Raw genomic sequence first — 20,617 nt, forward strand, 5'->3', positions numbered from 1 at the left:
CCGGCGGGCTGGCGCTCATCTTTTTTGCCGAACCAGCGCCTGAGGTCAGGCATGCACAGGTGAGTGCAACCAAGCCACCTGCGCAAGCTTCCGGGCCTGCTGCGCCAGCACCTGAAACTCCCGCTCCACCGGCGATCGCTTCCGTACCGGCGCCCGTGCCGGTGGCGCCCCCCACGGCACCTAGAGCCAAGGCGTTTCCTGCCGTTGTCGTGGATGCATCGGCGGAGATTCTGTACAACCGGCTTGCCCGCAGCGAGGTCACGCTGGACCAGGCCGGCGAAGTCGCCAAACTCCACAAGGCATTGGAGCGTTGCTGGATGGTGTCCCTCTACGGGCGCATGGCGCAGTGGGCTTCCCCGGCTTCCGATCCTGAAGGACATGCGATGGCCCAGACGCTGCTGCGTGAGGAAGGGGCCAAGGCGCGGCCCGGCTGCGGTGAGCTTCCCGAGGACGCATATGCCAGGGCAGATGAATGGACCGCCCTGCTAGCGGCCCAGGGCGATCCCCAGAGCATGATGAATTACGGGGGGGCCTACTGGACCCGTGATCTGGAGCATGTGATGAAGGACCCAGAGCGCCTCGACGAATTCCGGCGCACCACCCTGGCCTACCTCAATGCCCTGATCGACCGAGGCTATGTCGATGCGCTGATCATGATGGCCTCCATCCGATACAACCCCACATGGGGAGAGCCGCGGCCGGCCGAGGTATGGGCCTACTTATATGCCAATGCCAAAGCCAGCGGCGATGTGTCCTTGCAAGCCAATTTGCTTCAGAGCATAGACCAGCGGGTGCCGCCGGAAGGGCGCCAGCGTGCGACTGATATGGCTCAGGAGCTAGTGAGGAGATGCTGTGGTGGCTAGTCAGACAACATCAATCTCACCACGCCTCTCCGAAACGTGGCGCTCACTGGTGATCATCGCGCTTGCCGCACTGCTCATTGCCGCGAGTTGGCGTGGCGTATCCGACACCCAAGAAGATCCGCGCGGTTGGAACGATGCCGATATTGCTAAATTTATCTTGGGGACGGTCAACTCATCGTTGTCGATTGGACAATGGAAGCGTGGAGATACGGTGACCATCTGTCAGGCAGGATCCAGCAGATGCATTTTGGTGGTCTACGCCAACATAATGTCTCACGACGCTTGGCTTAAAGCGCGCGACACCGATTCACGGAATGCGCCGCCCGATGTTTCGCTCTGGGAGCGCTTTCTCAAGTGGTTTTTGGGTCGAGGCGGCGTGCCTTCAACGGTTTCGCTGGAGACGCTTATCGCTGAATGGGGCGAAGTGCCGGCAGGGACGGTCACGGTCGAACCACTGCGGCCTGATGACACGCTGACAAAGTGCACTGGTTGCCATGGTTCGGATTGGCAGCAAATAGCCCAGCGGCCGGCATGGGAGCCGTTGCGAAGTGTGGAGGCCAGCGGTTGGCTTGCCTTGATTGGCGCCGCAGCCATATCGGTGGATGCCCGACATGGCTGGTCCAAGGACGACTGGCAACTCGTACGGAGATTGAGCGGCGACATGACATAGGTGGCTGCGGGACCGGGTTCTACAGATCGTCCGCCTCCATCTGCCCCACCAGCCTCTGCGCCGACCCGAACGCCAGCGTCAGCCCCAGCGCGCCGTGCCCTGTCTGCAGCCACAGGTTGCGCGGCCCGCCGCGCTGGCGGCCGGTGAGGGGCAAGCCGGTGGGTGTGGCGGGTCGCATGCCGGTCCAGGGGTGGAGGTTGCCGTCCAGCGGCAGGTCGGCGAAGACCTCCTGCGTGGAGCGGCGCAGGCTGGCGATGCGGCGCGGGTCGGTGCGCGTGTCCCGGCCCACGATCTCCACCATGCCGGCCACGCGCAGGCGTTCGCCGATGCGTGCGAAGACGACTTTGCGTGCGGTGTCGGTGACGCTGACCCGGGGCGCGGCGTGCGGCAGCTGCGCGGCTGCATCGGCGGTGATGCTGTAGCCCTTGAGCGGATAGACGGGAATGCGCAGGCCCAGCTGGCGCGCGTGGACCGCGCTTTCCCAGCCGCTGGCCAGCACGTAGTGGTCGGCGCGCAGCGGCAACGGGCCTGCGGCGGTGCGCAGGCCGGTGATGGCGTCGCCTTCGCGCTCGAAGCCCTGCAGCTCCACGCCGTAGCGCAGTTCGGCGCCGCGTGCGGTGAGCCGGGCGGCCAGTTGCTCGCACAGCAGGCGGCAGTCGGCGGCGGCCTCGCTGGGCGTGTGCACGGCGCCTGCAATGCGCTGGGCGTAGCCGGCGAGCGCGGGTTCGATGCGCGCCACTTCGGCGGCGTTGACGATGCGCTGCGGCGCGCCGCCCAGGCCCGCCTGCAGTGCCACCTGCTGCGCGGCGGCTTCCAGCGCCTGCTGGGTGGGGTAGAGCACCAGCTTGCCCGGCGTGTGCAGGTCGCAGGCCAGTGCTTCGTCGGCCTGGAGCGACTCGAAGGCCTGGCGGCTTTCGGCAGCCAGGGCCAGCAGGGCGCGCGTGCCCTCGGCCGAGGCATGGGCATTGCAGGCGCCCAGAAAGCGCAGTCCCCAGGCCCATTGCGCGGGGTCGGCACGCAGGCGGAAGGCCAGCGGCGAATCCTTTTCCAGCAGCAGGCGGGGCAGCATCTTCCAGATGCCGGGATCGGCCAGCGGCTGCACGTAGGAATAGCTCAGCTGCGCGCCATTGCCGCCGCTGGCGCCCTGGGCGGGGCCCGGTGCGCGGTCCAGCACGGTGATGCGGTGGCCGGCCCGCTGCAGCGCCCAGGCCGTTGCCAGGCCGACGATGCCGGCGCCCACGATGCAGACATGCATTGATCGTTTCTCCATGCAGCCGCACTGTAGGCCGCGCGCGGCAGGCCGGGCCATGGCATTTGGCACACGGGTCATGCACGCAGGTTATGGCCGGCGGCTGCTGCTCAGGGCAGGGCGACAGCCCATAACCGGCGGGCATGGACCGGCCCGATATTGTCATTCCGCAAAGGCCGCCGCCCTTCCTACACTGGCCGCACATCCACCAAAGACGAGGAGACAAGCATGCAACTTCACACCACCGCGCTGTGCGCGGCCCTGGCCCTGGGAGGCCTGGCTGCGGCCCATGCCGACACGCTGGCCAAGGTGCGCGACAGCGGCCGCATCACGCTGGCCTACCGCGAGTCCTCCGTGCCCTTCAGCTACCTGGACAACGGCAAGCCCATCGGCATGACGGTGGAGATGTCCCAGGCCGTGGCCGAGGCCGTGAAGAAAGCGGTGAACCGGCCCGATCTCAAGGTGCAGTGGCAAGCCGTGACCTCGCAGAACCGCATGCCGCTGCTGGCCAACGGCACCATCGACCTGGAATGCGGCTCGACCACCAACAACACGGTGCGCGGCAAGGAGGTGGCCTTTGCCATCAACCATTTCTACACGGGCACGCGGCTGCTGGTGAAGAAGAGCTCGGGCATCAAAAACTACGCCGACCTCAAGGACAAGACCGTGGCCATCACCACGGGAACCACCAACCTGCAGGTGCTGCGCAAGGCCAATGCCGACAAGGCCTGGGGCATGAACATCGTCATGGCCAAGGACCATGCGGACGGCTTTCTGCTGGTGGAGAACGACCGCGCCGCGGCCTTCGGCATGGACGACATCCTGCTCTTCGGCCTGATCCCCACGGCCAAGAACCCCGGGGACTTCGAGGTGGTGGCCGACTCGCTGCAGGTCGAGCCCTATGCCTGCATGCTGCGCAAGGACGACCCCCAGTTCAAGCAGCTGGTCGATGGCGTGATCGGCGACATGATGAAGTCGGGCGCGTTCGCCAGGCTTTATGACAAGTGGTTCATGCAGCCCATTGCCCCGAGGAACGTGGCCCTGGGTCTGCCGATGAGCGAGCAATTGCAGAAGAACCTGCAGGACCTCAGCGACAAACCCGCTTTTTGATTTCGGATCGCAGCATGCAGCAGCAGCTTCAGCCCCCGCGCGCGGTGGGCATTCTCGGGGGCATGGGTCCGGCCGCAGGCGCGGATTTCGTGCGCCTGTTCGTGCAGGCCTGCACGGCGCACCTGCAGCAGCAGGGCCTGCCCGTGCATGACCAGGCCTATCCCGAGCACTGGCTGGTGCAGCTGCCCATGCCCGACCGCAGCGCCGCGCTACGCGCGGACCCGCAGTCGCCCACGGGGCCGGCCCAGCACCTGCTGCAGGGCGTGGGCCGCATGGCGGCGCTGGGCGTGCGCAGCGTGGCCCTGGCCTGCAACACGGCCCATGCCTGGCATGGGCAGCTGCAGGCGCTGTTTCCGCAGCTGCATGTGCTGCACATCGCGCGCCAGGCTGCCCTGCACCTGCAGGCCGGCGGCGCGCAGCAGGCCATCGTGCTGGCCACGCAGGGCACCTATGACAGCGGCCTGTACGACGCGGCGCTGGCCGAGTGCGGCATCACCGCGCTGCAGCCCGATGCGCAGGGCCGCGCGCGGCTCATGCAGGGCATCTACGACGGCGTCAAGCAGGGCGACATGGACCTGGCCGCGCGCTGCTTCGGCGAGGTGCTGGCGCCGCTGCTGCAGCGCCATGGCGATGTGCCCGTGATCATGGGCTGCACCGAGATCCCGCTGGCCCTGCCGCAGTCGCCGCTGGCGCGCGGTGCCGAGCTGGTGGACCCGGCCTGGATCCTGGCCCAGGCCCTGGCCAGCGATGCGTATGGGCCTGTGGCGATTCAATAAGTCTCCAGATGCAGCCGGCCTTCGCGCTTGAGGCGTGTACCGATCTGTTCCCAGTCCAGTCCCGATTGCTGCGCCACGTCGCGCAGTGCCAGCACCACGCCTTCCTCCATGCTCTTGAGCCCGCAGACGTAGAAGTGCGCGTTGTCGTCGCGCAGCAGGGCCGCCAGGTCGGCCGCACGTTCGCGCAGCAGATCCTGCACGTAGCGCCGGGGCTGGCCGGCCACGCGCGAGAAGGCCAGGTTGTTGTCGATGAAGTCGCGCGGCAGGCTTTGCAGCGGGCCGAAGTAGGGCAGCTCCTGCGGCGTGCGTGCGCCGAAGAACAGCATGAGCTTGCCGCCTTCGAACCTGCCGCTCTTGCGCAGCCGCCTGCGCCATTCGGTCATGGCGCGCATGGGGGCGCTGCCCGTGCCCGTGCAGATCATCACGATGTGCGAGCGGGGATGGTTGGGCATCAGGAACGACTGGCCGAACGGGCCTATGACCTGGACCCTGTCGCCGATGCGTGCGTCGCACAGGTAGTTGCTGGCCACGCCGCGCACGGGGCGGCCCTGGTGGTCCTGGGTGACGCGTTTCACGGTCAGCGCCAGGTTGTTGTAGCCGGGCCGCTCGCCATTGCGCGCACTGGCCACCGAGTACTGGCGCGCCACATGCGGGCGGCCCTGGGCATCGGTGCCGGGCGCGATGACGGCGATGGACTGGCCTTCGAGCACGGGGAACGGCTGGCTGCCGAAGTCCAGCACGATGTGGTGGGTCTCGCTGTCGAAGCCCGCCTCCGTGCAGTTGAGGTTGCCGACCACGGTGGCCGTGACGGGGCTCCTGGGGCCATGCAGGTTGGTGTACGGATGGGCGGCCGACCAGGGCGGCACGGTGGCGCCGTAGCTGGCGCTGCGCAACACCTGGGTATCGGCCTGGTCGTCGGGCCGGGCCGCATCCGCACCGCGCGTGGCCGCCGCCGCGATCACGGCCTGGGCCTGGCTCAGGTCCTCGGCGGCGGGCGCATCCCCTGCGTCCTGTGCCTGGACCAGCGCCTCAGGCGGCAGTTCCTCGGGCAGCTCGTCCCAGAGCAACTGCTCGGCCACGGGATAGGCGCTCGCCAGCGGCACCTTGCGCCAGTTGTCGATGGCGCCCGTGGGGCAGGGCGAGACGCAGTCCATGCAGCCGTTGCACTGCTCGGCCAGGACCACGTAGTTGCGGTCATCGTGCGTGATGGCGCCCACGGGGCAGGTGGCCTCGCAGGTGTTGCAGCGGATGCAGATCTCCGGGTCGATCAGGTGCTGCGTGAGGATGCCGTGTTCTACCAAGGCGACTGTCATGGGCGACTCCCTGCTGGCGCGGCGCTTCAGTTGAAGCGCACGTATTCGAAATCCACGGGCTGGCGGTTGATGCCCATGACCGGCGGCGCGATCCAGCCCGCGAACTGGCCCGGCTCCACGCAGCGGCCCATGAGCGAGGCGACGAAGGCGCGGTCGGCGTCCGTGGGCAGCCATTCGGCCTCGCGCATGCGCCATTCCTGCTCGCTGACCACGCGGCCGTCGGGGCTCATGCGCACGCCGGCCAGCGCGCCGATCTGGCGGTTGAAGGCCTTGTGCGGCACGGTGAGGCGGAAGTCGATGCCGGCCTTTTCCATGACCTTGTTCCAGCGGCCCACGCCTGCGTTGGAGTCCTTGATGTAGTCGTCGCGCAGCACCTCGTTGAGCGCGTTGAGCATGGGCACTTCCTTTTCCTGCAGCCTGCCGTCCACGACCTCCAGCACCTTGTAGTGCTGGTCGTGCAGGCGGTGGTCGTCCGTGCGCTTGCCTTCCTCGTAGCGGCCCTTGAGGCCGCTGCTGTAGAAGGTGGCGGCATTGCTGGACTGGTCGGCGCCGAACAGGTCGATGGTCACGCTGTAGTGGAAGTTCAGGTAGCGCTGCAGCGTGGGCAGGTCGATCACGCCGGCCGCGCGCAGGCGGCCCACGTCGTCGGTGCGCAGCTCGTTCATGACCTGGCAGGTGCGCTGCAGCACGCGCGAGACGCCGGACTCGCCCACGAACATGTGGTGGGCCTCCTCGGTCAGCATGAACTTGGTGGTGCGCGCCAGCGGGTCGAAGGCGCTCTCGGCCAGCGCGGCCAGCTGGAACTTGCCGTCGCGGTCGGTGAAGTAGGTGAACATGAAGAAGGACAGCCAGTCGGGCGTCTTCTCGTTGAAGGCGCCCAGGATGCGCGGGTTGTTCTCGTCGCCGGACTGGCGCTCCAGCAGGGCCTCGGCCTCCTCGCGGCCGTCGCGGCCGAAATGCTTGTGCAGCAGGTAGACCATGGCCCACAGGTGGCGGCCTTCCTCCACGTTGACCTGGAACAGGTTGCGCAGGTCGTACATGGACGGCGCGGTCAGGCCCAGGTGGCGCTGCTGCTCCACCGAGGCGGGCTCGGTATCGCCCTGGGTGACGATGATGCGGCGCAGGTTGGCGCGGTGCTCGCCGGGCACGTCCTGCCAGGCCTTCTCGCCCGCGTGGTCGCCGAAGTGCACCTTGCGGTCGGCCTCGGCCGGGTTCAGGAAGATGCCCCAGCGGTAGTCGCGCATCTTCACGTGGCCGAACTGGGCCCAGCCCTGGGGGTCCACGCTGATGGCGGTGCGCAGGTAGACGTCGTAGTCGGTGGAGCCTTCGGGGCCCACGTCGCCCCACCAGTTCAGGAAGTTGGGCTGCCAGCTCTCCAGCGCGCGCTGCAGGGTGCGGTCTTCGCCGAGGTTGACGTTGTTGGGGATCTTCTCGCTGTAGTTGATGGCGCTCATGGTGGGGTCTCCGTGGATGTTTCGGGGCGTGCCTGCGGTCAGACGCGGTTGAAGTCGAAGCCGGCCTTCTGGCCCGTGCCGTAGAGCTTGAGAGCGCCCTTGTCGCCCACGGCATTGGGGCGGTTGAAGATCCAGTTCTGCCAGGCCGACAGGCGCCCGAAGATGCGCGTGACCATGTTCTCGCGGCTGGCAAAGCGCAGGTTGGCTTCCAGGCCCGTGAGCGCATCGGGCGACATGGCGGCGCGCTCTTCCATGGCGATGCGGATCTCGTCGTCCCAGTCGATGTCGTCGGGCGCGGCCGTGACCAGGCCCAGGGCCAGGGCCTGGTCGCCGTCCAGCGCGCGGCCCGTGGCGGCGCGCGCGGCCTCCAGCGGCGCGGCCTCCTCGTAGAAGCGGCGCTGCAGGCGCGACTGGTCGTTGACCAGGGGCAGCAGGCCGAAATTGAATTCGTCCAGCTGGATGCGCGGGGCGCGCTCGGTGTCATCTGGCAGAACCAGCATGTAGGCGCGGTCGGCCGCGAAGGCCAGCTCGGCCAGCATGCCCACGAAGCAGGAGCCGGGCTCGATCAGCGCGAACAGCGTGCGCGAGGACACATCGAGCCGCGCAAAGCTGCGGCGCAGCAGGCCCAGCGTCTCGCGCGCCAGCCAGTGGTCCTGGTGGGCCAGCAGGGCTGCGTCTGCGGCCAGCACGGCGGCGGCATCGCCTTCGGTCTTGAGCAGCCAGGTGCCCACGTCCAGCTCGTTGGTGCGCAGGTGCAGGATGGCGTCGTCCAGCTCGCGGCCCATGGCCAGCGGCCACCAGGCGTCGCCGGCCTGCTCGATGGCTTCGAGGGTGGCGGGCTGCGGGCCTTGCCCAAGCGTGGGCGCCTTCACGGTCAGCGTGGCGCTGCGGCGCGCGCGGTCGATCTGCACGCTGACATGGCGGTAGTGCAGCGCGTCGTCCGTGGCCGCGCGCTCCAGGCGCGTGAGCGTGATGCCCTGCGCATTGGCGGGGCGCGTGCTGCCCTCGGCCAGGCGCTGCGCGCGCTCGGCCACCACGGCCTCGAACTGCGCGGGCTTGGCCACGGCATCCACCAGGCGCCAGTCCACGGCGCGCTGGCCGCGCACGCCTTCGACGCTGGTGCAGAAGATGTCGGCCAGGTCATGGCGCACATGGCGCTTGTCGGTCACGCGCGTGAGGCCGCCCGTGCCGGGCAGCACGCCCAGCAGCGGCACCTCGGGCAGGGAGACGGAGGAGGAGCGGTCGTCGATCAGCACGATGTCGTCGCAGGCCAGGGCCAGCTCGTAGCCGCCGCCCGCGCAGGCCCCGTTGACGGCGGCCAGGAACTTCAGGCCCGAGTGGCGCGAGCTGTCCTCGATGCCGTTGCGCGTCTCGTTCGTGAACTTGCAGAAGTTCACCTTCCAGGCATGGCTGGACACGCCCAGCATGAAGATGTTGGCGCCCGAGCAGAAGATGCGGTCGCGCCCGCTGGTGACGATGACGGTGCGCACCTGCGGATGCTCGAAGCGGATGCGGTTGAGCGCGTCGTGCAGCTCGATGTCCACGCCCAGGTCGTAGCTGTTGAGCTTGAGCTTGTAGCCGGGCCGTATGCCGCCGTCCTCGGCGATGTTCAGCTGCATGCGGGCGATGGCGCCCTCGACGGTGAACGACCAGTGGCGGTACTGGGCGGGCTCGGTGCGGTAATCGACAGTGGGGCTGGACGGGTGCATGGACGGCCTCTTGGATGAAAAATAGTGCAGTCGCAGATACGGTGCAGGCACAATTATGCAGATTCATCCAGAAGATGCACGCAGCAACACGCACGATAGTGCGTGTTTTGGCCATATCCAGGGTAAACACCAGCCAGCACAGGCGAAAAAAATCCAGGCCTGGGGCCTGGATGCCGTGGGTTGCTGCCGCCGTCTCAGCGTACGGGCAGGAACAGTGCCTTCAACTGATCGAAGCTCTGCTCCAGCGTCTGGCCGCTGGTATCCACCACATGGTCGGCCTTGGCGTAGAAGCCGGCGCGGCCTTCGAGGATGCTGCGCAGATCGTCCATGGCCTCGGGATTGGCGGCCATGGGGCGGGTGTCGCCCTGGGCCACGACGCGGGCCATGTGCTCCTCGGGCTGGGCCTTGAGCCAGACCGTGGTGCAGTGCGACAGCAGCTCGTTGAAGGTGGCCGGGTCGGAGACGATGCCGCCCGGCGTGGCGATGACCACGTCGCTGTAGATCTGCACGGCTTCCTCCAGCGCGCGGCGCTCGTAGCGGCGGTAGGCGTTGGCACCGTACAGGTCGTGGATGGCGCGCACGCTGCAGCCCGCAATGCGCTCGATTTCCTGGTTGAGTTCGAGGAAGGGCACGCCCAGCTGCTCGGCCAGCATGCGGCCCAGCGTGGACTTGCCTGCGCCGCGCAGTCCGATCAGGGCAATGCGCGTGTGGCGCTGGCGGTCGCTGGGCGCCGTGCCCAGCAGCTCGCCTGCGGCCAGGCGCACGCGGCGCAGGTCCTCTTCATTGCGGCCTTCCAGCAGCTCGCGGATCAGCAGCCATTCGGCGCTGGTGGTGGTCACGTCGCCCAGCAGCTCGGCCATGGAGCATTGCAGGGCCTGTGCAATATGGTGCAGGACCAGCACCGACACGTTGCCCGTGCCGTATTCGAGGTTGGCCAGGTGGCGCTCCGAGACATCGGCCGCCGCCGCCAGGGCGCGCCGCGTCATGCCCCGGCGCGAGCGCAGGCTGCGCACACGCTCGCCCAGCGCCTGCAGCACCTGGTTCCTGGGGGCTTCTGAGAGGGAATCCGCCGCCCCGGCGGACTGGGCTGCCGTCTCGAACTGGTCCATAGAGTTTCCTTGAAGAGGGCGTGAATGATAAACAGTCGGGGTTAACACCAGCCATGCAATATAGTGCTTGACGCTCGGTGGTGTTCTAACTATCTTTCTGATGCACGCACAATATTGCATGTTGTGCGGAAGATCACAAGTCGGGCCGGATGCCCGATGTCGAAGGAGACCCCGATGATCGACTTCACCCAGCCCTTCAATTTCGCCGCGCACCTGTTCGCGCTCGATGAGGGGCGGCCCGGCAAGATCGCCTACATCGACGACCACGGCACGCTGAGCTACGGCCAGCTGCAGCAGCAGGCGCAGCGCATGGCCAGCGGCCTGCTGGCGGCGGGCATCCACCGCGAGGAACGCGTGCTGCTGCTCATGCACGACCGCCATGAATGGGCCGTGGCCTTTCTGGGCGCGCTGTATGCGGGCGTGGTGCCGGTGGCGGTGAACACCTTGCTCACGGCCGACGACTACGCCTACATGCTGGGCCACAGCCGCGCCCAGGCCGTGCTGACCTGCGATGCGCTGCTGCCCGTGCTGCGCCAGGCGCTGGACCGGGCGCCCAACGAGGTGCGCCATGTCTGGGTGGCCGGCGACGAAGCGGCGGCGCGCGCCGCAGGCTTTGCGCCCCTGCAGCCCTGGCTGGCGGCGCAGCCGCCGCTGCCCGCACCGGCGCCCACGCTGGGCGATGACCCGGGCTTCTGGCTGTATTCCTCGGGCTCCACGGGCAAGCCCAAGGGCGCGGTCCACACGCATGCCAATCCGTACTGGACGGCCGAACTCTATGGCGGCCCGGTGCTGGGTCTGGGCCGGGCGACATCTGCTTTTCCGCCGCCAAGCTCTACTTCGCCTACGGCCTGGGCAATGCCCTGAGCTTTCCGCTGAGCGTGGGCGCCACCGTGCTGCTGATGGCCGAGCGGCCCACACCCGAGGCCACCTTTGCGCGCTGGGTGCAGCACCGGCCCACGGTGTTCTTCGGCGCGCCCACGGGCTTTGCGGGCATGCTGGCCTCGCCGCTGCTGCCCGCGCGCGAGCAGGTCAGCCTGCGCATGTGCTCCTCGGCCGGCGAGGCGCTGCCGGCCGAGATCGCCCAGCGCTTCAAGGCGCATTTCGGCGCCGACATCGTGGACGGCATCGGCTCCACCGAGATGCTGCACATCTTCCTGTCCAACCGGCCCGACGACATCCGCTACGGCACCACGGGCAAGCCCGTGGACGGCTATTGCGTGGAGCTGCGCGGCGAGGACGGCCGCCCCGTGGCCGATGGCGAGGTGGGCGACCTGTTCATCCAGGGCCCCAGCGCCGCCCTCATGTACTGGGGCAACCGCGACAAAACGCGCGAGACCTTCCAGGGCGGCTGGCTCAAGAGCGGCGACAAGTACGTGCGCGACGCCGATGGCTACTACACCTATGCCGGGCGCAGCGACGACATGCTCAAGGTCAGCGGCATCTATGTCTCGCCCTTCGAGGTCGAGGCCACGCTGATGCAGCACCCGGCCGTGCTGGAGGCCGCCGTGATCGGCAAGACCGACGCCGACGGCCTGCTCAAGACCAAGTCCTTCGTCGTGCTCAAGGACGGCTGCAGCGCCACCGAGGCCGAACTCAAGGCCTTCGTGAAGCAGCGCCTGGCCGCCTACAAGTACCCGCGCTTCATCGAGTTCGTGGACGAACTTCCCAAGACCGCCACCGGAAAGATCCAGCGTTTCAGGCTCCGAGAGCGCGAGGCCAGTACACCCCCTGAGCCGCTACGCGGCTTCCCCCTCTCTACTCGCTGAGCGAGGGAGGGGGACGACACCCTCGGTGCGGGGCGGCCCTTCCTCGGTGTCCCTCGCTTTGGGACGCGCCAGTTTCAAGGGGCGTGGCAGTGCCATGGAGAACCGAAATGAATTGTGTGAGCAAGACCCGCAAAGCAAGACCCATCCACCACAAGGAGACACGCATGAACACCGATCGCAAACACTGGGCCGTCCTCGCCCTGACGGCCTCCCTGTCCTGCGGCGCATATGCGCAGGACAGGATCAAGGTCGGCTTCATGCTGCCTTACAGCGGCACCTATGCGGCGCTGGGCTCGGCCATAGAGAACGGCTTTCGCATGTTCGTGAGCGAGCAGGGCGGCAGGCTGGGCGGGCGCGAGATCGAGTTCTTCAAGGTCGATGACGAGTCCGATCCGGCCAAGGCCACGGACAACGTCAACCGCCTGATCAAGCGCGACAAGGTCGATGTGCTGGTGGGCACCGTGCATTCGGGCGTGGCCATGGCCATGGCGCGCGCGGCCAAGGAAAGCGGCACCGTGCTCATCGTGCCCAATGCGGGCGCCGATGCGGTCACGGGCGCCATGTGCGCGCCCAACATCTTCCGTTCGTCCTTCTCCAACTGGCAGTCCTCCTATCCCATGGGCGTGGTGGCGGCCAGGCAGGAAGGCAGGAAAACCGCCATGACCATCACCTGGAAATACGCGGCCGGCGAGGAGATGACCAATGCCTTCAAGGAAGGCTTCGAGAAGGAGGGCGGCAAGGTCAGCAAGCAGCTCACCGTGCCCTTTCCCAACGTGGAGTTCCAGGCCCTGCTGACCGAGATCGCAGCCGCCAGGCCCGATGCGGTGTTTGCCTTCTTCGCGGGCGCGGGCGCCGTCAAGTTCGTCAAGGACTACCACGCGGCCGGCCTGCACAAGACCATCCCGCTGTACGGCTCGGGCTTTCTGACCGACGGCACGCTGGAGGCCCAGGGCGAGGCCGCCCAGGGGGTGCTGACCACGCTGCACTACGCCGACGAGCTGGGCACGGAGCGCGACCGGCGCTTTCGCTCCGCCTATGCCCAGGCCTACAAGCTGATGCCCGATGTGTATGCCGTGCAGGGCTACGACGCCGCCCAGATGCTGGGCGTGGGCCTGAAGGCGGCGGGCGGCGACATCGCGAAGAAGGCCGAGTTCCGCCAGGCCATCGAGAAGGCCACCATCCCCAGCCCGCGCGGCGACTTCACCATCAGCAAGTCGCACAACCCCGTGCAGGACATGTACCTGCGCAAGGTCGTGGGCAAGGAGAACCAGCGCATGGGCGTGGCCATCAAGGCCCTGGGCGATACGGGCCGCGGCTGCCGCATGTGAGGCGCGGGGCGCACTCATATACGGACGCATACGGACATCGCCATGGACCTTGCCACCTTTCTCGTGCAGTGCCTGAACGCCGTCCAGTACGGGCTGCTGCTGTTCCTGCTGGCCTCGGGCCTGACGCTGATCTTCGGGATCATGGGCGTGATCAACCTGGCCCATGGCAGCTTCTACATGATCGGCGCCTACATGGCCTTTGCGCTGTCCCCGCTGCTGGGCCAGCACTTCATCACCATGCTGCTGGCCGGCGTGGCGCTGACCGTGGTGCTGGGCTATGCGCTGGAGTGGGCCTTCTTCAGCTACCTCTACGAGCGCGAGCACCTGCAGCAGGTGCTGATGACCTTCGGGCTGATCCTGGTGTTCGAGGAGCTGCGCTCGCTGCTGGCGGGCAACGACGTGCATGGCGTGCCGCTGCCCGGCTGGCTGTCGGGCAGCTTCTCGCTGGGCGGGCTCATGAGCTATCCGTGGTACCGGCTGTTCGCCTCGGGCGTGTGCCTGCTGGTGGCGCTGGCGCTGTACTGGGTGGTCAACCGCACGCGCCTGGGAATGATGGTGCGCGCGGGCGCCAGCAACCGCGACATGGTGCGCGGCCTGGGCATCGACGTGAAGCGCCTGTACCGCATCGTCTTCGCCATCGGCGTGGCGCTGGCTGCACTGGCAGGCATGATCGCCGCGCCCATGAGTTCGGTCTATCCGGGCATGGGCGGCAACGTGCTCATCATCTGCTTCGTGGTGGTGGTGATCGGCGGCATCGGCTCGATCACGGGCGCGCTGCTGGCCTCGCTGCTGGTGGGCTTTGTCGATACCTTCGGCAAGCTGTTCTTCCAGGAGCTCAGCGGCATGAGCGTCTACCTGCTGATGGCGGTGGTGCTGGTGTGGCGGCCCCAGGGCCTGATGGGGCAAAGGAGCTGAACAATGGCCGTATCCAATCCTTCTCCGGCCCTGCTGGCGGCCGCCGTGCAGCCCCTGCAGCCTGTGCAGCCCGTAGAGATGCCGCAGCGCGCCTGCCGATGGCAGGCCTGCGCCGTGCCGCTGGCCTGCGTGGCGCTGCTGGCGCTGGCCGGCCCCTGGTGGTCGGATTATCTGTCGGGCCTGGTGGTCAAGACCATGATCCTGGCCATCTTCGCGCTCAGCCTACAGCTGCTGGTGGGCGGTACGGGCCTGGTGAGCCTGGGGCATGCGGCCTTCATGGGCCTGGGCGCCTATGCCGCCGTGCTGTCCGCAGGCAACGAGGGCGGCAGCCTGCCGGCCATGCTGGGCTGGGCGCTGCTGGCCTCGGGCGGCTATGCGCTGCTGGTGGGCCTGCTGAGCCTGCGCACGCGCGGCATCTACTTCATCATGGTGACGCTGGCCTTCGCACAGATGGCCTACTTCGTGGTCCATGACACGGGCATCGGCGGCGGCAGCGATGGCATCTACCTGATGGCCCGGCCCGCGCTGGGCGCCATCGACATGGAAATCCCGCGCGTGCAGTACTACGTGGTGCTGGCCGCCCTGATGCTGGTCTATGCCTTCCTGGCCGGGCTGCGCCAGTCGCGCTTAGGCGCGGCGCTGGCGGGCATACGCGTCAACGAACAGCGCATGCGTGCGGCCGGCTTCACCACCTACGGGTACAAGCTCGCGGCCTTCGTGCTGGCCGGCATGCTGGCTGGCGTGGCAGGCTTTTTGCTGGCGGTGCGCGATGCCGTGGTCAACCCCGAGCTGCTGTCCTGGCACCACTCGGGCGAGGTGCTGCTGATGGTCATCCTCGGCGGCCTGGGCTCGCTGCGCGGCGCCGTGCTGGGCACGGTGGCCTTCATCGCGCTCAAGGAGGTGCTGTCCACGCATGCCATCGTCGGCCCCATGGCCGACCACTGGCAGCTGAGCCTGGGCCTGGCCATCATCGTGCTCGTGGCCCTGCTGCCGAAAGGACTGATGGGGCTGATCGGGCTGGCGGGCCTTGCACGGCAACGCGCTGGAGTGCACAACGAGGTCCACCACAAGGAGGCCGGACATGGCTGATGCGGCACTGCTTTCGGTGCGCGGCCTCACGCGCCGCTTCGGCGGGCTCACGGCCGTGGGCGACGTGGACCTGGACCTGCACGAGGGCGAGGTTCATGCCGTGATCGGCACCAACGGCGCGGGCAAGTCCACCCTGGTCAACATGCTCTCGGGCGAACTGGCGGCCAGCGCGGGGCGCATTGCGCTCGCCGGCCAGGACGTCACGCGCATGCCCCAGCCCCGGCGTGCGCGTGCCGGCGTGGGCCGCAGCTACCAGCGCACCACCATCTTTCCCGAGTTCTCGGCGCTGGAGAACTGCCGGCTCGCGGCCCAGGCGCAGATGGCGCTCAGGCCCTGGCAGCTGGGTCTGTCCGCACAGCGCTGCGCGGCCAGCCTGCGCCAGGCCCATGCGGCCCTGGAGCGTGCGGGCCTGGCCGGGCAGGCCCAGGCCGTGGCCGGCACGCTGAGCCACGGCGCCAAGCGCCAGCTGGAAGTGGCCATGTGCCTGGCCACCGGCCCGCGCGTGCTGCTGCTGGACGAACCGCTGGCCGGCATGGGCGCCGAGGAGACCGAGCGCATGCTGGCCCTGCTGCAGGAGCTCAAGCGCGGCCATGCGGTACTGCTGGTCGAGCACGACATGGACGCCGTGTTCCGCATCGCCGACCGCATCACCGTGATGGTCAACGGCAGCGTGGTGGCCACGGGCACGCCAGCGCAGATCCGTGTCGATCCCGTGGTCCGTACTGCCTATCTCGGAGAAGACGATGACTGAGCCCATGTTCGCCATCGACGAGCTGCATACCTACTACGGCGACAGCCACATCCTGCAGGGCGTGAGCTTGGCGCTGGGCGCGGGCCAGGCCGTGGGCCTGCTGGGGCGCAACGGCATGGGCAAGACCACGCTGATCCGCACACTCATGGGCTATGTGCCGGCACGCTCCGGCCGCCTGCGCGCCGATGGCCGCGACTGCACGGGCGCGCCGCCCGAGCGCATGGCGCGGCTGGGCATTGGCTATGTGCCAGAGGGGCGCGGCATCTTCCCCAACCTCAGCGTGCGCGAGAACCTGGTCATGAGCGCCCGCCCCGGCCTGCAGGGAGAGCGCCACTGGACGCTGGAGCGCGTGCTCGACACCTTCCCCCGGCTTGCGGAGCGGCTGTCCAACGGCGGCGACCAGCTCTCAGGCGGCGAGCAGCAGATGCTGTCCATAGGCCGCGCGCTGATGACGCATCCGCGCCTGCTCATCCTCGACGAAGCCACCGAAGGCCTGGCCCCCCTGGTCGTCGCCGAAATCTGGCGCGTGATCGCCGCCATCCGCAGCACCGGCATCTCCACCCTGATCGTGGACCGCGACTACAAAAAGGTCCTGGCCCACACCGACCGCGCCGTGGTCATGGCCAAGGGCCGACTGGCGCTGCAGGCCGACTCGCGGGAGCTGCTGGCGCAGCCGGAGCGCCTGTCGGAGTTGCTGGGGGTTTGATCAGGGCTGTGCCGCCACCGGCGGCTGCGCGGCAAGCTTGACGTTCTGCGCATGCGTGGGCGGCAGCAGCGCCATGGTCAGGCTGCAGGTGCAGGTCAGGCGGCCGGTTTCGTCGTGCAGTTCGATGGCCCAGACATGGGTGGTCTGGCCCAGGTGCACGGGGCGGGCCGTGCCCGTGACCCAGCCCTGGCGCGCGGCGCGCACATGGTTGGCCGAGACGTTCAGGCCCACGCTGCGCCAGCCCTCGGGGATGGAGCAGGCCGCGGCCACCGAGCCCAGGGTCTCGGCCAGCACCACGTTCACGCCGCCGTGCAGGATGCCGTAGGGCTGGCAGGTGCGCTGGTCCACGTGCACGCGGCCGCGCAGGAAGTCGTCACCGATCTCGGTGAACTCGATGCCCAGGTGCGAGACGGCCGTGTCGGCGCTCAGCGAGGTGATGTCTTCAAGGGTGAAGCTGCGCTTCCAGATCGGCATGGGAGAAGTCCTGTGGGTGCAACGAAAAAGACGGCCCCGTGGGCCGTCCTTGCATGCTACGCCAGTCCGGGCAGCCATGCCGATGGCCGCCTGTAGCCCAGGAGACTGCGCGCTGGCGCGCTTGCGCGGTTCAGGCGCGCATGTCGCCCGTTTCGACAAAGCGCTGGTGCCAGCTCAGCGCTTCGCCCAGGATGTGGGGCGTGTGCAGCGCGCCCTGGCGCTGGGCGCGGTCGAAGTAGTCCTGCAGCTGGGGGCGGAAGTCGGGATGGGCGCAGCGGTCGATGATGACCTGGGCGCGCTTGCGCGGCGACAGGCCGCGCAGGTCGGCCAGGCCCTGCTCGGTGACGATGATCTGCGTGTCGTGCTCGGTATGGTCCACATGCGAGCACATGGGCACGATGCAGCTGATCTTGCCGCCCTTGGCCACCGAGGGCGTGACGAAGAAGGACAGGTAGCCGTTGCGCGCGAAGTCGCCCGAGCCGCCGATGCCGTTCATCATCCCCGTGCCCATGACGTGGGTGGAGTTGATGTTGCCGTAGATGTCGGCCTCGATCATGGAGTTCATGGCGATCACGCCCAGGCGGCGCACCAGCTCGGGGTGGTTGCTGATCTCCTGGGGGCGCAGGATGATGCGCTCGCGGTAGAAGTCGATGTTCTCCTCGAAGTCCCTGTAGGCGCTGCCGGACAGCGAGATCGAGGTGGCCGAGGCGCGGCTCATCTTGCCTGCGCGCAGCAGGTCCAGCATGCCGTCCTGCAGCACCTCGGTGAAGCCCAGCAGGTTCTCGAACGGCCCCGTCAGCAGGCCGGCCAGCACGGCGTTGGCCACGTTGCCCACGCCCGACTGGATGGGCAGCATCTCCTTGGGCAGGCGGCCCATCTTCATCTCGTGCGCGAGGAAGTCGATGATGGACGCGGCGATCAGGTTGGAGTTGGCGTCGGGCTGGGCGAAGACGTTGTCGCGGTCGCCCTTGTGGGTTTCGACCACGGCGACCACCTTGGCCGGGTCCACGCGCAGGTAGGGCTCGCCGATGCGGTCATCGGCATGGGTCAGGGCAATGGGCACGCGGCGCGGCGGGATGGCCGTGCCGTAGTAGATGTCGTGCATGCCTTCCATCTTGGCCGGCGGCTTGGTGTTGACCTCCAGGATCACCTTGTCGGCGATCTCCAGCCAGGTCTTGTTGTTGCCCACGGCGGTGGAGGGGATGAGGCGTCCGTCCTCGGTCACGCCCAGCACCTCGACCACGGCCACGCTCATGGGGCCCAGGAAGCCGAACCACGCATGCTGGGCCACGTGGGACAGGTGCATGTCGATGAAGTCGATCTCGCCGGCATTGATCCTGGCGCGGCAGGTCGGGTCGGTGTTGAAGGGCAGGCGCTGGCCCAGTGCGCCGGCCTCGGCCAGGGCGCCGTCCATCTCGGCGGCCGTGGAGGCGCCGGTCCAGACATTGATCTTGTAGGGCCGGCCGGCCGCGTGTTCGCTCTTGGCGTGCTGGGCGATGGCCTGGGGCAGGGCCTTGGGGTAGCCCGCGCCCGTGAATCCGCTCATGCCGACGTTGACGCCGTGGGGGATCAGGGCGGCGGCCTGCTCGGCCGTCATGGTGCGCGAAAGGAATTCTGGGAAACGTACGCGGTCTGCGAGGGACATCTATGGCTCCGGCTGACGGCTCGCGCCAGCCGGCAGGGTGCCGCAGCGCTGGCTTGCAAGCCTAAAAAAAACCGCCCCATGCAAGAACGCAAGGGCGGTATATCTCCGGAAACCGATGGTAGCAGCGCTGGCAGGGGGCTTCGGGTTTCCCCGTAAAGGCCCTGCCGCGCAGTCAAAGGCTCAAAGAATGTTTGCGTGTGCTCACATTCAGTGAATCAGTGGCTGATCGTCGCGTGCATGATCCAGCAGCGCGTACAGGATGATGGCGCCGAAAGTCGCGGTCCCGATGCCGCCCAGCGCGAAGTCGCCGAACTTGAGCGTGAAGTCGCCCGTGCCCAGGATCAGGGTGATGGCCGCCACGATCAGGTTCTTGTTCTGCGAGAAGTCCACGCGGTTGTCCACCCAGATCTTGGCGCCGGCCACGGCGATCAGGCCGAACACCACGATGGACACGCCGCCCATCACGGGCAGCGGGATCGCCTGGATCAGCGCGCCGAACTTGGGCGAGAAGCCCAGCAGCACCGCCAGGACGGCGGCCACGAAGAACACGGCCGTCGAGTAGATGCGCGTGGCGGCCATCACGCCGATGTTCTCGGCATAGGTGGTCACGCCGGTGCCGCCGGCCGCGCCGCTGACCATGGTGGCCACGCCGTCGCCGATGAAGGCCCGGCCCATGTACTGGTCCAGGTTCTTGCCGGTCATGGCGGTCACGGCCTTGATGTGGCCCAGGTTCTCGGCCACCAGGATGATGACCACGGGCACGATGAGCACCATGGCCGGGCCGCTGAACACGGGCGCGTGGAACTGGGGCAGGCCGAACCAGGCGGCGTTGATCACGCCCGACAGGTCCACGGGCTTGCCCATGCCCAGCACATTGGTGAACAGGCCGTACAGCAGGCTGGCGGCGATCAGGCCCACCAGGATCAGCAGGCGCTGCACCATGCCGCGCGTGAACACGGCCACCAGGCCCACGCAGACGAAGGTCAGGGCCTGCATCCACGATTCGAAGTTGTTGGCCGCCATGTTCTTGACGGGGATGGCCGCCAGGTTCAGCCCGATCACGGCCACCACGGCGCCCGTGACCACGGGCGGCATGAAGCGCTCGATCCAGCGCGTGCCCACCATCTGCACCACCAGGCCGATCAGCGCATAGACCGCGCCGCAGGCAATGATGCCGCCCAGCGCCACGCCGATGTTGCCGTTGGCGCCCTTGCCGCCATAGGCCGTGGCGGCGATCACCACGCCGATGAAGGCAAAGGACGAGCCCAGGTAGCTGGGCACCTTGCCGCCCGTGATCAGGAAGAAGATCAGCGTGCCGATGCCGCTCATGAGCACGGCCACGTTGGGGTCGAACCCCATGAGGATGGGCGCCAGCACGGTGGAGCCGAACATGGCGATCACGTGCTGTATGCCCATCAGCCCGGTCTGGGGCCAGGGCAGGCGCTCATCGGGGCCGATCACGCCTCCCCGTTGCAGCTGGTTGGCGGATTTTTCCGTCCATTGGAAAAGGCCCATGTGGCATCGCTCCTTGTAAAAAATTGGCGCGATATTAGAGGCATTTGTTTTCTGGCAGGTGGGGTGGAGCGGAAATTTTTTCCCAGTGTTTGTGCGGAGATACGCGATCCGGCCCGCAGACTTTGTCGCCCAGGTGCCAGGCTAGTGGCTTTCCCGTCTGGGCTCGCGGGCAGCG

General features: G+C 67.9%; 17 protein-coding genes and 1 pseudogene. 10 read left to right on the forward strand and 8 right to left on the reverse strand.

Translation table 11 applies throughout. From position 1 onward, the window contains the following. The first annotated feature begins 209 nt into the window (after positions 1-209). Both INR38_RS03715 and INR38_RS03720 read left to right on the forward strand, forming a co-directional pair. The gene (locus INR38_RS03715) at positions 210-863 is read left to right on the forward strand and encodes a hypothetical protein (protein ID WP_207442495.1); all 654 of its coding nucleotides are present in this window, start codon (positions 210-212) and stop codon (positions 861-863) included. A gap of 49 nt (positions 864-912) precedes the next feature. Further along, positions 913-1,533 (forward strand): hypothetical protein, encoded by a 621-nt coding sequence (locus INR38_RS03720; RefSeq protein WP_207442496.1) that lies wholly within the window; start codon positions 913-915, stop codon positions 1,531-1,533. Between the two features lie 19 nt (positions 1,534-1,552). On the opposite strand, the gene INR38_RS03725 is transcribed toward INR38_RS03720, so the two are convergent. Then, positions 1,553-2,788 carry a D-amino acid dehydrogenase gene (locus INR38_RS03725; protein ID WP_207442546.1) on the reverse strand — a complete coding sequence of 412 codons (1,236 nt, stop codon included), beginning with the start codon at positions 2,786-2,788 and terminating at the stop codon, positions 1,553-1,555. A 222-nt stretch (positions 2,789-3,010) separates the two neighbouring features. Here INR38_RS03725 and INR38_RS03730 point away from each other — a divergent pair, with 222 nt between their 5' ends. Next, entirely contained in the window at positions 3,011-3,892 is an 882-nt protein-coding gene (locus INR38_RS03730; RefSeq protein WP_012202010.1) for an amino acid ABC transporter substrate-binding protein, read from the forward strand. 14 nt (positions 3,893-3,906) lie between these two features. Continuing rightward, positions 3,907-4,668, forward strand: coding sequence for an amino acid racemase (locus INR38_RS03735; RefSeq protein WP_160851031.1), 762 nt, complete (start codon positions 3,907-3,909; stop codon positions 4,666-4,668). Here INR38_RS03735 and boxA read toward each other — a convergent pair. The 4 genes from boxA to INR38_RS03755 all read right to left on the reverse strand — a co-directional run bounded on the left by boxA (position 4,662) and on the right by INR38_RS03755 (position 10,253). Then, the gene (gene boxA / locus INR38_RS03740) at positions 4,662-5,981 is read right to left on the reverse strand and encodes a benzoyl-CoA 2,3-epoxidase subunit BoxA (protein ID WP_207442497.1); all 1,320 of its coding nucleotides are present in this window, start codon (positions 5,979-5,981) and stop codon (positions 4,662-4,664) included. The genes INR38_RS03735 and boxA overlap by 7 nt on opposite strands. 26 nt (positions 5,982-6,007) lie before the next feature. After that, entirely contained in the window at positions 6,008-7,435 is a 1,428-nt protein-coding gene (gene boxB, locus INR38_RS03745; protein ID WP_099732588.1) for a benzoyl-CoA 2,3-epoxidase subunit BoxB, read from the reverse strand. A gap of 38 nt (positions 7,436-7,473) precedes the next feature. Then, positions 7,474-9,144, reverse strand: a complete 1,671-nt coding sequence (gene boxC / locus INR38_RS03750) for a 2,3-epoxybenzoyl-CoA dihydrolase (RefSeq protein WP_207442498.1) — start codon at positions 9,142-9,144, stop codon at positions 7,474-7,476. A 194-nt stretch (positions 9,145-9,338) separates the two neighbouring features. Continuing rightward, a complete protein-coding gene (locus tag INR38_RS03755) occupies positions 9,339-10,253 on the reverse strand; it encodes a helix-turn-helix transcriptional regulator (RefSeq protein ID WP_207442499.1) in 915 nt (304 codons plus the stop codon). A gap of 174 nt (positions 10,254-10,427) precedes the next feature. On the opposite strand from INR38_RS03755, the pseudogene INR38_RS03760 reads away from it, so the two are divergent. The 6 genes and pseudogenes from INR38_RS03760 (at position 10,428) to INR38_RS03785 (ending at position 16,808) form a co-directional block, all read left to right on the forward strand. Continuing rightward, positions 10,428-12,019, forward strand: a pseudogene (locus tag INR38_RS03760) (benzoate-CoA ligase family protein). A 164-nt stretch (positions 12,020-12,183) separates the two neighbouring features. After that, positions 12,184-13,347, forward strand: a complete 1,164-nt coding sequence (locus INR38_RS03765) for an ABC transporter substrate-binding protein (RefSeq protein ID WP_207442500.1) — start codon at positions 12,184-12,186, stop codon at positions 13,345-13,347. Positions 13,348-13,389: 42 nt separating this feature from the next. Continuing rightward, complete coding sequence (locus INR38_RS03770; RefSeq protein WP_013799989.1) at positions 13,390-14,262, forward strand: branched-chain amino acid ABC transporter permease; 873 nt, start codon at positions 13,390-13,392, stop codon at positions 14,260-14,262. Between the two features lie 3 nt (positions 14,263-14,265). Continuing rightward, entirely contained in the window at positions 14,266-15,351 is a 1,086-nt protein-coding gene (locus INR38_RS03775; RefSeq protein ID WP_207442501.1) for a branched-chain amino acid ABC transporter permease, read from the forward strand. Then, positions 15,344-16,102, forward strand: coding sequence for an ABC transporter ATP-binding protein (locus tag INR38_RS03780; protein WP_180318462.1), 759 nt, complete (start codon positions 15,344-15,346; stop codon positions 16,100-16,102). Before INR38_RS03775 ends, INR38_RS03780 begins: the two co-directional genes overlap by 8 nt. Before the next feature lie 4 nt (positions 16,103-16,106). Then, positions 16,107-16,808, forward strand: coding sequence for an ABC transporter ATP-binding protein (locus INR38_RS03785; protein ID WP_207442547.1), 702 nt, complete (start codon positions 16,107-16,109; stop codon positions 16,806-16,808). Here the strand turns inward: INR38_RS03785 and INR38_RS03790 are convergent, their stop codons facing one another. From INR38_RS03790 to INR38_RS03800, 3 genes are all read right to left on the reverse strand, one after another. Beyond that, complete coding sequence (locus tag INR38_RS03790; RefSeq protein WP_012202024.1) at positions 16,809-17,282, reverse strand: hotdog fold thioesterase; 474 nt, start codon at positions 17,280-17,282, stop codon at positions 16,809-16,811. It lies immediately after the preceding gene. A gap of 130 nt (positions 17,283-17,412) precedes the next feature. Beyond that, the gene (locus INR38_RS03795; RefSeq protein ID WP_012202025.1) at positions 17,413-18,927 is read right to left on the reverse strand and encodes an acetyl-CoA hydrolase/transferase family protein; all 1,515 of its coding nucleotides are present in this window, start codon (positions 18,925-18,927) and stop codon (positions 17,413-17,415) included. A gap of 207 nt (positions 18,928-19,134) precedes the next feature. Next, positions 19,135-20,442 carry a solute carrier family 23 protein gene (locus INR38_RS03800; protein ID WP_012202026.1) on the reverse strand — a complete coding sequence of 436 codons (1,308 nt, stop codon included), beginning with the start codon at positions 20,440-20,442 and terminating at the stop codon, positions 19,135-19,137. Positions 20,443-20,617 lie beyond the last annotated feature (175 nt).

The sequence above is a fragment of the Delftia sp. SD018 genome (assembly GCF_017355445.1).
Classification (GTDB): Bacteria; Pseudomonadota; Gammaproteobacteria; order Burkholderiales; family Burkholderiaceae_C; genus Comamonas; species Comamonas acidovorans.